This window comes from Candidatus Neomarinimicrobiota bacterium (genome assembly GCA_036476315.1).
GTDB lineage: Bacteria > Fidelibacterota > Marinisomatia > Marinisomatales > S15-B10 > JAZGBI01.
In genome coordinates, this window is sequence record JAZGBI010000087.1 from 1 (window position 1) to 13358 (window position 13358).

The 13358-nt window shown below is 49.8% G+C and carries 11 protein-coding genes; all 11 read left to right on the forward strand.

The window, feature by feature from the left end; genetic code table 11:
• Window positions 1-28 precede the first annotated feature (28 nt).
• The 11 genes from V3U24_08715 to V3U24_08765 all read left to right on the forward strand — a co-directional run bounded on the left by V3U24_08715 (window position 29) and on the right by V3U24_08765 (window position 13342).
• Complete coding sequence (locus V3U24_08715; GenBank protein ID MEE9167521.1) at window positions 29-1234, forward strand: glycosyltransferase; 1206 nt, start codon at window positions 29-31, stop codon at window positions 1232-1234.
• Window positions 1231-2700, forward strand: a complete 1470-nt coding sequence (locus tag V3U24_08720) for a hypothetical protein (GenBank protein MEE9167522.1) — start codon at window positions 1231-1233, stop codon at window positions 2698-2700. The genes V3U24_08715 and V3U24_08720 overlap by 4 nt, the downstream gene beginning before the upstream one ends.
• 502 nt (window positions 2701-3202) lie before the next feature.
• Window positions 3203-3934 (forward strand): glycosyltransferase, encoded by a 732-nt coding sequence (locus V3U24_08725; protein ID MEE9167523.1) that lies wholly within the window; start codon window positions 3203-3205, stop codon window positions 3932-3934.
• A 5-nt stretch (window positions 3935-3939) separates the two neighbouring features.
• On the forward strand, window positions 3940-4977 hold the full coding sequence (locus V3U24_08730) for a glycosyltransferase (protein ID MEE9167524.1): 1038 nt from the start codon (window positions 3940-3942) through the stop codon (window positions 4975-4977).
• 75 nt (window positions 4978-5052) lie between these two features.
• Window positions 5053-6012: a glycosyltransferase family 4 protein gene (locus V3U24_08735; protein MEE9167525.1), complete on the forward strand. Its 960-nt coding sequence runs from the start codon at window positions 5053-5055 to the stop codon at window positions 6010-6012.
• A complete protein-coding gene (asnB, locus tag V3U24_08740) occupies window positions 6013-7815 on the forward strand; it encodes an asparagine synthase (glutamine-hydrolyzing) (GenBank protein ID MEE9167526.1) in 1803 nt (600 codons plus the stop codon). It abuts the gene before it with no gap.
• A complete protein-coding gene (locus V3U24_08745) occupies window positions 7815-8951 on the forward strand; it encodes a glycosyltransferase (GenBank protein ID MEE9167527.1) in 1137 nt (378 codons plus the stop codon). The genes asnB and V3U24_08745 overlap by 1 nt, the downstream gene beginning before the upstream one ends.
• Window positions 8941-9720, forward strand: a complete 780-nt coding sequence (locus V3U24_08750) for a glycosyltransferase family 2 protein (GenBank protein MEE9167528.1) — start codon at window positions 8941-8943, stop codon at window positions 9718-9720. The genes V3U24_08745 and V3U24_08750 overlap by 11 nt, the downstream gene beginning before the upstream one ends.
• 12 nt (window positions 9721-9732) lie before the next feature.
• A complete protein-coding gene (locus tag V3U24_08755; GenBank protein MEE9167529.1) occupies window positions 9733-11460 on the forward strand; it encodes a carbamoyltransferase C-terminal domain-containing protein in 1728 nt (575 codons plus the stop codon).
• A gap of 3 nt (window positions 11461-11463) precedes the next feature.
• Window positions 11464-12744 carry a glycosyltransferase family 4 protein gene (locus tag V3U24_08760; GenBank protein ID MEE9167530.1) on the forward strand — a complete coding sequence of 427 codons (1281 nt, stop codon included), beginning with the start codon at window positions 11464-11466 and terminating at the stop codon, window positions 12742-12744.
• Window positions 12725-13342 (forward strand): sugar transferase, encoded by a 618-nt coding sequence (locus V3U24_08765; GenBank protein ID MEE9167531.1) that lies wholly within the window; start codon window positions 12725-12727, stop codon window positions 13340-13342. Before V3U24_08760 ends, V3U24_08765 begins: the two co-directional genes overlap by 20 nt.
• Window positions 13343-13358 lie beyond the last annotated feature (16 nt).

The window sequence follows — 13358 nt, forward strand, 5'->3', positions numbered from 1 at the left end:
CTACCCACAAACGGGACGAAGGGGTGCGATGGATAGTCAGGGAATCATAGGGGCAATTGTTTATGCCAATCCTGATGAGCTTCCTCCCACTGTAAACACAGTGGAGATACTGGCTGAACAGGGCTACGATGTTATTGTCATTGCTCGCAATCAAAATAGACCACAATGGCAATATCCAGAAAATGTGCGAGTTTATAGGTTAGGAGACTTTGGCACGTCCCGAAAGAATGAAGAAAAATCATCGCGAAGCAAGGTCATTGAATACTACAAGTTTATCAAGGAGACGAAGCGATTGGTCCGACGTCACAATTGCAGTTTACTGATCGCATATGACATGTTTGGATTTCTGACAGCGTACAAGGGCAGGCCAAAGTTCCAGAACAGAATTCCAATTATCTATCACAATCATGATTTGTCATTTCCATCAATGCCTTGGTCTTTGGCATACTGGGTAAAACAATTTGAACTAAAGCATGCTAGATGGGCAGATGCCGTCGTTTTTCCGCAGGAGGATCGTGCCCGGCTGTTTCGAAAAGATGCTCATCTTTCTGAAAAGCCGATAATCGTACCAAATTACCCGAGATTGCGCAATGAAACTCCCGAGCCTGTTCTTCGTCGAAGACTTGCCGAGAGCGGAGTGGACTTCAGATTTCTCGTGTTACGTTATGGATCAATGGGGGATGATCACTGCATTCCAGAAACAATTGAGGCTGTCGCATCTCTTCCAGAAGATTACATCGCTGTTTTCTGCGGATTCGGCAGCAGTGTTTACGTCGAGAAAATGAAGAAAAAAGCTGAACAACTCGGTGTGAGTAACCGTGTGTTTTTCTTTCTTGATGTCTCCTATGATGAATGGTTCGGCTACATCGCGTCAGCTGATGTGGGATTGGCAATCTACCGAGACAGCAGTGTCAACCTTAGGTACTTGAGTACCGCCGGAAACAAACTATTTTTGTACGCTATGTGTGGAGTTCCGGCAATAGTTCCCAATTCAAGTGATTTTCGAAGGCTTGTGACTGAGTACGGATTGGGGGTCTATGCAGATTCCCAAGATCCACAAGAACTGGCAAAAGCGATCAGAAAGGTGACGAGGCCCGAGAAGCAGGCAGAATTTTCATCCCGTGGGCGCGAAGCCCATCTAAGGCACCTGAACTATGACCTCGCCATTAAGCCCCTCGTGGAGAAGATTAGGAGTCTAACCCGGGGCCAAATTATCCAGCATATTGTTCCATGAATACTGATATACGACAATCTGAAGCAATACGGACGCGCCAGATTCGACGCCAGACTATTCTGGGGTGGGCAGGTGTAGCCGTTTTGCTTATATACCTTTACAGCAACGCCCCACAGGAGGTTCTTCTGGTAAACAAGCTTCTCGGAGTCGGTATACTGGTAACAGGGCTTATTCCGCTGCTTATTTATACAAGGCAGCTACGTATTTCCGAAGGGAGAGAACTGGAACCCCTGCCTCTGATTCCGGTATTGGGGTTACTCTACGGACTCTATTTGGGCCTTCCTGCCCTCATTGAGGAGGACCCTCAGGCGTCGCTCTTGCTTCCGATTACCCATGGTCAGCTCACAAAACCACTCGAATTGACCCTTTTGGGTGTTGGCAGTTTTCTGGTTTCATTCTATCTGTTCAGTCATTTTTTCACGAGGAGGATGAAGCCACTACAGTTGCGCTGGGATGTTGACGTCGCCAAAAGGCTGGCGATTATTCTGCTCGTCTCAGGTTTTTTCATCGATTCACTTAAAATCGCAGATTTTTTCCCTCAGGCGTTTCGCTCGGTGTTTGGTCTATTGTCCTCATTCTATGATCTCGGCATGGGGATTTTTGTCTTGCTCGCGGCGCGAAACAAACTGACCAGCGCTCAAAGAAAAATTCTCTGGTTCGGCATCGTTCCGTACTTCTTCCTAATTCAGGTGTCCACTGGCCTCGTATCCAATTTGGTATACGGCTTTGTGTTCATCTTTTTGCTCTTCACAGCTGCGGGATATACTATCCGGTGGCGATGGATTGTCCCTGGGTTATTGCTTACAATCTTGTTACACAGCAACGTGCTTGAGTTCAGGAGCCTTACCTGGTATGGGGAGCATCGTGGTGCAAGCCGAATCGAACGAGCCCAATTGTTCTTCCGGTTGACATGGGAATCTCTGGAATCGGGAGGAGTGAAAGCTGTAGGGGAAGGTGCAGACAACATGATTAAACGCATAGGGCAGCTTAGCTTGTTTGCTTATGTGATGGAGCTCACCCCTTCGGTGATACCGTACTGGGATGGAGGTAGTTATTATGCCCTTCCTACAACCTGGATTCCCCGCGCTCTATGGCCGGACAAACCTGAGAAAAGGTTGGGTCAAGAGTTTGGCCACATTTATGGTATCCTTGATCAAGAAGATCGAATCACGTCTGTTAATTTTCCTCAAATTATTGAAATGTACGCAAATTTTGGAACCGCAGGAGTGCTTGTGGGCATGGCAATCTTGGGCGTCATGCTGAGGTTTCTATACGCAAAACTCAATCAGCCCGGCGTTTCTGACCCTGTTCTCCTTCTCGGTGCCTTTATATTCAAGGACCTGACCAATATTGAGTCCGATTTCACCCTTGTTTTCGGAGCCATACTCCAAACCGTCGTTGTTCTCTACATCGTCTTGAGACTGGCCATACCCAGCAAATCAGCCCTATTGTCGCGCAATGTCTAGCTTGGAGCGAACACAGCCCCCCGTAGAAGAGCAAAGTTATGTCGAGATTTTTCGTCCACCTTATCGCCTGGCAATTCTCACGTCGCACGCTATTCAATATCAGGTGCCGTTATTTCGTGCGCTGACCGCCCGACCCGAGATAGATCTGATGGTGTACTTTTGCTCTGGGTGGGGAGCGCTCGAATATAGGGATCCCGGATTTGGGGAAGCGTTTAAATGGGATGTTCCGGTGACTAATGGTTACAAACATCACTTTTTTCGGAATTGGTCGCCCTGGCCGGTTCCAGGCAGAGCATTGGGTGTGATCAACCCGGGTATCATCAATGAGCTCCTCCGGTGTAAGTACGATGCTGTAGTTATCCACGGTTATGCACTTGTCAGTTACTTGCTTGGGTACCTTGGTGCTTGGCTAAGCCGAACGCCCGTTTTCTTTCGAGGTGAGACGGTCTTACGGCCGAATCGCCCGTGGTGGGTTCGTGTTGCTAAGCGGATTTTCTTATCGGTGCTCTTTCACGGGACCGATGCTTTTCTTACCATAGGAAGCAAAAGCAGCGAATTCTATAGAGCGTTTGGAATATCCGAAGAACGACTCTTTTTCACGCCGTATAGCGTTGATAATGACTTTTTCAGGGAAGAGAGCAGAAAATGGAGAAGGCAGAAAGCGGTTCTAAAGGTTTCGTTAGGCATCTCGGAAGAACTGCCAGTTATCTTGTTTGTCGGCAAGCTAGTAAAACGTAAGAGGCCTTTTGACCTTCTATATGCCTACGAGAATATCGGGAACGAAGTGGCACTAGTATTCGTCGGCGATGGTGAATTGCGCTCGGCGCTCGAACAATATGTAAGAGAAAGGGGGCTATCGCGGGTAAAGTTTGTGGGCTTCAAAAACCAATCAGAACTGCCCAGGTACTATGCAATGGCCGATATTTTTGCTCTACCATCGTCATCGCAGGAGGTATCTCCGCTGGTAATTAACGAAGCGATGTGCTGTGCGCTCCCTGTCGTCGTCAGCGATGCAGTCCCCTCTGCCAACGATTTCGTGGAAAACGGATATAACGGGTACATCTATCCGTGCGGAGATGTTAGCAGACTTACTCAGGTCCTGCATAATCTCATCCTTGCCCCAGAGCTGGAGAGCGTTTTCGGAGAACGGTCCCAGCAGCTTATTGAAGACTGGAATAACTCTAAAGTGGTGGAGGGGATCCTGGAGGCTCTCGGCAAGTTTGCGAGGCAATAGCGCGGATGCGTCAGCGTCTATTAATCGTAGGCAATCCTGGCGTCACTCACATCGGTGCTCACTTCGTAACGGCAGCCAAGGCCCTGCGTTTGAAGATCAAACTGTGCGACACCAATGCTGCATGGGATGCAGCGTGGCCGGTCACCAAATTCAACTGGTGGCTAAGGGGCCATCGGCCTCCGCACCTGAGACAATTCAGTCGACACGTGTTAAGAACATGTGAATCCAAAAAGCCCACCTGGATTCTGTTGACAGGGCTGGCGCCTGTTGAGCGTTCGATCCTGGAAGAGATCGGAGAAATGGATATTGTGCGTCTGCTGTATTTGACGGACGATCCATGGAATCCAGCACACAAGGGCTCCTGGTTTCTTCAGACATTGCCCTTTTTCGAACGCGTCTATTCTCCCCGCAGATCCAATCTGGAGGATCTGAAAGGGATAGGCTGCAACAAGGCATCTTATCTTCCTTTCGCGTTTGATCCCGAAACACACTTTCCCGAACAGCCGGCAGAGGCTGATAAGAAAGATCCATTTGCTCACGAGATTGTTTTCATTGGCGGAGCAGATGCAGACCGAACTCCATATATCTCTGCCCTGATACGGGAAGGTTTTGAAGTGGGCCTCTATGGAGGATATTGGGAAAGATTTTCCAGTACACGGTCGCGTGCCCTGGGCCATGTCGATCCCCAGTCAATGAGAAAAATTGTGGCTGAATCACACGTAGCTCTCTGTCTCGTGAGGAGGGCCAACCGTGACGGACATGCCATGCGCAGTTACGAGCTTCCGGCAATGGGGGCCTGCATGCTTGTTGAGGACACCCAAGAACACCGTGAGATTCTCGGTCAAGATGGGGACAACGTGGTCTATTTCTCTACGGTGGCCGAAATGATCGGAAAACTCCGGTGGCTCTTAAAGCACGAAGAGGAGCGAACACGCCTATCCGAGGCTGTTCGGGCCCATGTCATTAAAGGTAGAAACACGTACGGAGATCGTCTTCTGTCCATGCTCCAAATGAAATCTCAGGGAAAATCAGCCTCAAACTGAGGATTATCTCGCATGATTTTGTTGGTGTCCTCGACTGGAGAAAACGATGTAGGCGGAATCGCAGAAGTCTCACGAATGCTTAAGACCGTCCTGGAGGAGGAGCGTCTGCTCACAAAGGTCGTAAGGGTTAACCGGAGCAGCAAGGGAGGGGGTGAGTCGCGAATCGCAGAGGCTTCAAGACTTTTGAGAATGAACCTCAAGAATGGGCATTCCTCGATACTGTTTACACATCTTGGTCCTGCCAAGATCCAACCCCTGATTCCGCGAGAGTCGCGGTCAAGCTATGCAATCTTCCTACACGGCGCAGAAGTCTGGCGACGACTCTCTGCTCTGGAAAGAAATGCCCTGGGAAAGGCAACTCTACTACTATCGAATTCCAGCTTTACTGCAGAAAAGGTGGAGCGCAGGAACCCGTGGCTCCGTAGACCCATAAAATCCATTCCTTTGGCCCTCCCTTTTGATAAGATTCCAGCTCACACGGAGACATCATCCGAACCTGTGGTATTAATGGTGGGGACTCTCTCGTCCAGTGAGAGATACAAAGGTCACGATGAAATGCTGAATATCTGGAGGGAGGTGATAAGAGTCGTGCCAGAGGCAAGACTCATCATTGCTGGGGGAGGAGACGATCTTTCACGGCTCAAGGCGAAGGCCCGACCCCATGGTTCCAGCGTCGTGTTCACAGGCCAAATTGGCGACAAGCAACTCAAGGACTTGTATCGAATGTCCCGTCTGTTCGCAATGCCGAGCAAAGGTGAAGGGTTCGGGATTGCATACCTTGAGGCGATGGCACATGGAAAGCCCTGCATCGCGTCCGTTCACGATGCAGGGCGCGAGGTGGTGGAGGATGGACGTACGGGCTTGGTGGTGGACCAGGATGACGCGGTTGAATTAAGGGAATCTTTAGTCCGCCTGTTGACAGACGTCAGTTACGGCCTGGCTTTGGGCTCGAAGGGTCGCAAGAGAGTGCTGGAATACTACAACTTGGACCGTTTCAAGAGTGATCTGTTGAGAGCCTTGCGACCACTGCTGTAGATGTGTGGTTTTGTAGGAATTTGGGGATCGACCGACGGACTCGGTGACACCCGAAGAATAGTCTCCACTCTCAGACATCGCGGTCCCGATGACCGCGGTGAGTGGTCAGCAGATCATTTATGGGTTGGGCATTGCCGTCTTTCGGTTATCGATCTATCTCCCCGTGCCCGTCAGCCCATGGTTACCGAGCAAGGGACCTATGCCCTTGCGTTCAACGGGACCATATACAACTACAAGGAACTTCGCGAGGAACTCCTTGATCGTGGCATCACCTTCAAATCTGAATCTGATACAGAAGTTCTTCTTCACACACTTATCACGTGGGGGGAAGCGGGCCTGGAAAAGCTCAGGGGCATGTTCGCTTTCGCATTCTATGACACGATTAAACAGGAACTCCTTCTGGTGGTGGATCGTCTCGGCGTGAAACCTCTCTACTTTGCGAATGTAAAGGACAGCTGGATCTTTGCCTCAGAGCTTCGGGCAATTCTATCAACAGACCTGGTAAAACCTGCAGTAAACCAGGATGCACTGATCGAATATCTCCTTACTCAAACTGTCGCGCCTCCGGGAACCCTGATTAATGATGTTAACTGTGTGCCACCCGGACACCTTTTGCGAATCTCACCTTCCGGATCAGAGCTGAGATGTTGGTGGTCTCTCGAAGGTTTCTCACAACAGAAGACGGACATTTCCCGCAAAGCCGCAATCTCAAGGCTCAGGGAACTTCTCGAAGAGTCCATAAGACTCAGATTGATCGCAGACGTGCCGGTGGGGGCCTTTCTTTCAGGAGGAATCGACTCCAGCACGGTTGTAGGTTTGATGTCCCGCGTGTCCACTACTCCGCCCAGGACTTTCTCGGTAGCGTTTGGAGAGAAGTTCTTTGATGAATCACGGTATTCCAGAAGCGTCGCGTCAAGATTCAAGACCGATCATGAAGAAATTCAGTTAACCGCAGACTACGTTCTGGAACGGCTTCCAGAAGCGTTGAATGCCTTCGACCATCCCAGCGGAGATGGAGTGAATACGTTTATGATATCCCAGGCCGTCAGTGAAAAGGGCCTCAAGGTAGCCCTCTCAGGTCTGGGAGGTGACGAACTTTTCGGAGGATATCCAGGGTTTGGAAGGATAAGGAGACTTCGTCGTCTGAAATCTTTTCGACCGGTAATTGCTCCACTTCTGAGAACTCTGAGTGGGAAGCTACATGATTTGGGGAACACACCCTGGGAGGTAATACCGCTTTATCATCTGACCCGGCAAGTCTGGTCGCCCCATGATATCAGGAACATGGGATTTTCTGATGTTGATTCGCGGGCGGAATCCGTCGATGAAGTCACAGCAGACACCATGGCGTTTGTCTCATATCTCGAGCTTACCCATTACACCCATGATGTACTTCTGAGGGACACTGACCAGATGAGCATGGCCCATGGATTAGAGGTACGTGTTCCATTTCTTGATCCGGAAACAGTGAAATTTGTCCTCGCGCTGCCAGCGTCCCTGAAATCGTCTCCCAGGACACCCAAGAAACTGCTCGTTGAAGCAGTGAGTGATTTGCTCCCTCAAGAAATTCTTCGTAGACCCAAGCAAGGCTTTGTACTCCCATTTGAAACATGGATGAAAGGTCCACTGACGGGTTTCTGTGAAGAATCCTTGAAAGTTCTTGAGGGAATTGGTGGATTTGATGTCGGGGCCGTGCAAAACATTTGGCAGGACTTCCTCAAAGGCGGAGATCCAACATGGTCACGTCTTTGGACGCTGGTGGCTCTCTCGCGTTGGGCAATTAACATAGGGGCAGTTGGATAGTGCGGATTCTTCATGTAGTTCCCGCGATAGATCCATCCGGCGGAGGGCCCGTTCGTTCTCTTATGGCGTTCATCGGTGCAACCCGGGAGATGGTTGATGTGGAGGTACTGACGACTATTTCGGGATCACCGCGGAAGTGGCGAAGATACGTAGAGAGACAAGTCAGGGTCCCCATTCACTGGATGCCGCACATGGGCCGGCACTCGAAGAATGTTTCAATCCCCGCCGTGCTCTGGCTTTACGAGAACATCTCGAGATTCGATTTGTTACACCTTCACGCCTGCTTTTCGCCCATTAACACTGTTGCGGCGGGCGTATCACGAAGAATGAGGATCCCGTACATCATACGACCCCTCGGTACCCTGTCACCCTATTCAATCAATTCCTACCACCGCACAGTCAAGAAGATCTACTGGAGATTCTTCGAAAAGAGAACTGTGGAGGGATCAGCGTCTATCCACGCTACATCTGATATGGAGTCGAGAGAAATAGGGGCGGTGGGAATGGACACCCGAATAAGGAAAATCCCCATTCCTGTCGATGTGGTGGGAAATTCGAACAGACAGGGGACATCCATTTCAAATTTCGTCTATCTGGGGAGAATCCACCCCAAGAAAGGCATCGAATTCTTCCTGAGGGCTCTCAGCAAACTTGACATCAATTACCTGCAATCACTGAAATGTAGGATCTACGGCAACGGTGACCGACGATACGTCCGTTCGGTTGAGAATCTGGTCCACAGGTTATGCCTAACCGATTACGTGTCATTTGAAGGCGAGGTGAGATGGGAGGCGAGAGAAAAGGTGTGGAAAATGGCGGATGTGTTTTTCTTGACCTCACACCACGAGAATTTTGGCGTAGCGGCTGCAGAGGCGATGGCCCGTGGAGTTCCCATCATGATTTCAGACAAGGTTGCCCTGGCAGTGGAAGTGCTAACATACGACGCCGGATGGGTCGTTCCGTTGGATGCGGATGAAATAGCCTCTATGATTCAAGACATTATCGAGAAACCAAAGGCGTGGCGGAGGAAGGGAGATAATGCAAGAATGCTGGTGCAAAACCAGTTTGACAGGGGAGTAATAGGGGAAGAACTCATTTCCATGTATCAAAATGCTCAGTCCGCACATGCTGGCTAGAATCACTCCTGTCGTCCTTACACGTAATGAGGAGGCCAACATAGGCCGCTGCCTCAAAAAGCTAACCTGGGCGGGAGACGTGGTCGTCGTGGACAGTTTCAGTTCGGACAACACCGTCAAGGTGGCCAGGGATTATGAAAATGTGAGGATTTTTCAAAGGAGATTCGATTCCCATGAGAACCAGTGGAATTTCGCTCTCACAAAAACAGACATTGACACCGAATGGGTGATGGCTCTCGACGCTGATTACATCCTGACGGATGAGCTGGTTGAAGAAATTCGCCTTACCGCGCCAAACGATGGACTTGGGGGCTACTGGGTCGACTTTGCCTACGCCACATTCGGGAAGAAGTTGAGAGGAGGCATATATCCTCCTAATGTCGTCCTCTTCAAGAAAGATGAGGGCAGATACATTCAGGATGGCCATACGCAGCGGCTTGTCATCGATTCTCCCCTCGAACTTCTTACATCCAAAATAATTCATGATGACCGTAAACCGCTTTCCCACTGGTTTAAATCTCAGCTTCGCTACCAACGGATTGAGTCTGAGAAACTGTCGAATTCTCCTGCAAAGGATCTTTCTTTCGCTGATAGACTCAGGAAGCTCGTGATCCCGGCTCCGTTTCTCATATTTCTCTATGTCCTTTTCGTCAGACGCGCTATTCTGGATGGATGGGCCGGTTGGTTTTATGCTTTTCAAAGGTTCGTCGCGGAACTCATGCTCAGTTTGTTGGTCCTCGAAAGACTCATTTCTTCGAGATCAGACTGACTTAAAGAAAATTTGTATATCCTCGGTATAAATGCCTATCACGCAGGCGCTTCAGCCTGTCTTATCCGGGACGGCGAACTCGTCGCGGCTGCGGAAGAAGAACGATTCAAACGAACAAAGTATTGGGCGGGATTCCCGGGAGAGGCGATCACATATTGCCTTGAAGAGGCCCGGATCACCCCCTGCGATCTGGATCATATCGGAATTTCACGTAATCCCAGTGCTAATTTGCACAAGAAGATTCTGTTTGCGCTTCGCCGTCGTCCTAACTTCAGTTTCATCAAAGATCGCCTTAGCAATGCGGCCCGGATCCGTGACCTAAAAACGATCTTCTGTGATGCACAGAATATGGGGCCTGACGACTTGAAAGCTGGGTTCCACAATGTGGAGCACCACAGGGCACATATGGCCAGTGCGTTTTTTGTCTCACCATTTGACGAAGCTGCAATTCTATCTATAGACGGGATGGGGGATTTCGTCAGTACCATGTGGGGAAAGGGAAAAGGAAATCAAATTGAGGTGATGGGCAGTATTCACTTCCCTCACTCCCTGGGGATCTTCTACACTGCGGTCACTCAATGGTTAGGTTTCCCCAAGTATGGAGACGAGGGCAAGGTCATGGGATTGGCCGCGTACGGTGAACCGGCATACCTGGACAGGATGCAGAAGATTGTACACATTCAGCGAGATGGTACATTTAAACTGGATCCGGACTATTTTGCACATCACGCTGAAGGGTCCACGATGACCTGGGACCGTGGGGAACCCGTTCTCGGCAGACTTTATTCCCAGAAGTTTGTGGATCTTTTTGGCCTGGCGCGTAAACCCAGGACTGAGATTACCCAACGCCACAAGGATACGGCCACTTCGCTCCAGGCGATGCTGGAGAAGGCCGAGTTCGATCTCCTGAAGATGCTTCACAGCTCAACGGGGGAAAAGGCTCTCTGCCTTGCGGGCGGTGTTGCCCTGAACAGTACTCTTAATGGCAAGATTCTACCCGGGACAAGTTTTGAAGACATATTCATCCAGCCTGCGGCAGGGGACGCCGGCACGGCAATGGGGGTCTGTTACTATATCTATCATCAGGTCTTGAAGAATCCTCGCACTCACATTCTGGATCATGCCTATATCGGTCCTTCATTCACCAACGGCAACGTTACACAAATACTTGACAGTCATGGGGTATCTTACAGGGAGTTGAGGAACGACGAACTCGTCAGAGAAGGGGCCAGAATTGTCGCAGATGGCAAGGTTCTCGGTTGGTTTCAGGGAAGGATGGAATGGGGTCCGAGAGCCCTTGGGAACCGCAGCATCATTGCCGATCCCAGACGTGAAGATATGAAAGATATCCTTAACGTTCGTATCAAACGCAGGGAAAAATTCCGGCCGTTTGCCCCTTCCATCCTGGCAGAGGCAACCGGTGATTATTTTGATCAAACGTATCCAGATCCGTTTATGATGAAGGTTTACAACGTATTACCTGTAAAACGAAGCCAAATCCCGGCCGTTACACACGTGGATGGATCCGGACGTCTTCAAACGGTTCATAGGGAGAGCAACCTTCTCTACTGGGAGCTTATCAAAGAGTTCGAGAGTCGTACGGGTGTCCCTGTCGTCCTCAATACATCCTTTAACGAGGATGAGCCCATAGTCTGCCGTCCTGAGGAAGCCATTGATTGTTTCTTGCGGACCAGGATGGATGCCTTGATCATAGGCAACTTTATTATTGAGAAAGACTAGCCGGTGGAAAAGACAGACTTAGGCCAGCGTCCTCTGCGCATCCTCGTTTTCATCATTCAGTTTCCTCCCGATGTGAATTCCACGGGGATATTGATGGACCAAATCTGTGAAGGATTGTTGGAATACGGACACCGGATAACGGTGATCACCACGTTTCCTCATTATGAAGAGTTTCGGATTCATGAGGAATTCAGAGGTAGGCTGATTGAAAGGGGACAATATCACGGGTTAGACGTGATTCGCCTCTGCGTTTACGCGAACGGTGAGAAATATCGGATGACGAGCAGGCTCCTGAATTACCTCTCCTTCAATTTTCTCGCTACCGCAGTCAATCTCGTTTCCCGGCAAACCTATGATGTAATATTCTGCACCAATGGATCTTTCTTTACCGGGATTTCCTCATACGTCAGTGGCAAATTTGGAAGGATTCCCTTCATTTATAACGTTCAGGATCTTTACCCAGATGTTCCCATACGAGCTGGGCAACTGCACAATAAGAACGCCATTACAGTTCTGAGAAAGATGGAACGCTTCATGTATGAAAAAGCTGCTCACATTGCTGTGATTGCTCCCTCATTTCGGAAGAACTTGTTGGAGAAAGGCGTCTCCCGTGAAAAAGTATCTGTGATTCCTAACTTCGTCGACACTGCCTTTGTCCGACCTATGAAAAAGAAGAACGAGTTCAGCATAAGGCACGACCTTACGGACAAATTCGTGGTTACGCATGCGGGAAATCTCGGGTATGCCTATGATCTCGAAACCATGCTGGAAGCCGCCCTGCTGCTGGCTCCCCACGAGAATATCGTCTTTCTAATCATAGGAGACGGTGTTGCCAAAGCTCACCTTCAAGAGAAGGCGCAAACTCTCCGCTTGTCAAACGTGCGTTTCTTACCCTTTCAGCCGAGGGAATACTTGCCACTCATTCGCGCCTGTTCTGACGTGGAAACGTCCCTGTACAAACCTGGAGCTTCCAGCGATTCCATGCCCTCGAAAGTGTACGAGATAATGGCAAGTGGCCGGCCTCTTCTGATGAGTGCGGATGAGGGAAGTGATGTATGGAACTTGGTTACGGAGACGAAGAGCGGAATCTGCATTGGGCCCGGAAACGCTTCGGAACTTGCAGATGGCGTGCTCTCCCTCTACAATAATCCATCAATGGGACAGAAAATGGGACAGCGAGGCCGTTATCAGGCCGAGAAAAACTATTCAAGAGACGTGGTTGTGCGCCGTTACAATGGTCTGTTGCAGCAGGTGGCAAGATATCATGAGAGAACCCATTCTTAAACGTCCTCTCGATATTTTGTTTGCCACGATTGGTCTGATTCTCTCGGCTCCCCTCTGGGGGATCATCTCGCTTCTGATTTACATCAAAGAGGGGCCACCTATTTTCTATTCTCAAAAAAGGTGGGGCAGAAATGGAGTTCAGTTTGACGTTCTCAAATTCAGGACTATTGTTCCTGGCTCAGACGAGAAATACGGTATCTGGCAGGCCACCGAAAATGATCATCATATCACGCCCTTGGGACGCGTCCTCAGGGCAGCCGGCCTTGATGAACTTCCTCAGATCTTGAATATCCTTCGCGGTCAAATGAGTCTTGTCGGACCTCGCGCCCTGGCCGTCGGAGAAAGCGTTCAAGACAAAGACGGACTAGATATAACCTATGAAGAAATACCCGGATTCACGGAACGATTGAACGTTCGACCGGGGTTGACAAGCCTGGCAACGATTTACAGGCCGAAAGCAATTCATCCCGAGAAGAAGTTCCGCCTTGATCTCGAGTATGTCCGGCGGCAATCGTTCTGGCTCGACCTGAAACTCATCTGCCTGTCCTTATGGATCAGCATCCGGGGAAAATGGGAAAGTCGAGGCAAAAAGCTTTGAGTAAGCAAGAAGTCAC

Excerpts from the sequence above, each read along its gene's own strand:
- V3U24_08720 (MEE9167522.1), top strand. The coding sequence starts at position 1,231 with ATGAATACTGATATACGACAATCTGAAGCAATACGGACGCGCCAGATT.
- V3U24_08750 (MEE9167528.1), top strand. The coding sequence starts at position 8,941 with ATGCTGGCTAGAATCACTCCTGTCGTCCTTACACGTAATGAGGAGGCC.
- V3U24_08765 (MEE9167531.1), top strand. The coding sequence starts at position 12,725 with ATGAGAGAACCCATTCTTAAACGTCCTCTCGATATTTTGTTTGCCACG.
- V3U24_08730 (MEE9167524.1), top strand. The coding sequence starts at position 3,940 with ATGCGTCAGCGTCTATTAATCGTAGGCAATCCTGGCGTCACTCACATC.
- asnB (MEE9167526.1), top strand. The coding sequence starts at position 6,013 with ATGTGTGGTTTTGTAGGAATTTGGGGATCGACCGACGGACTCGGTGAC.
- V3U24_08735 (MEE9167525.1), top strand. The coding sequence starts at position 5,053 with ATGCTTAAGACCGTCCTGGAGGAGGAGCGTCTGCTCACAAAGGTCGTA.
- V3U24_08715 (MEE9167521.1), top strand. The coding sequence starts at position 29 with ATGGATAGTCAGGGAATCATAGGGGCAATTGTTTATGCCAATCCTGAT.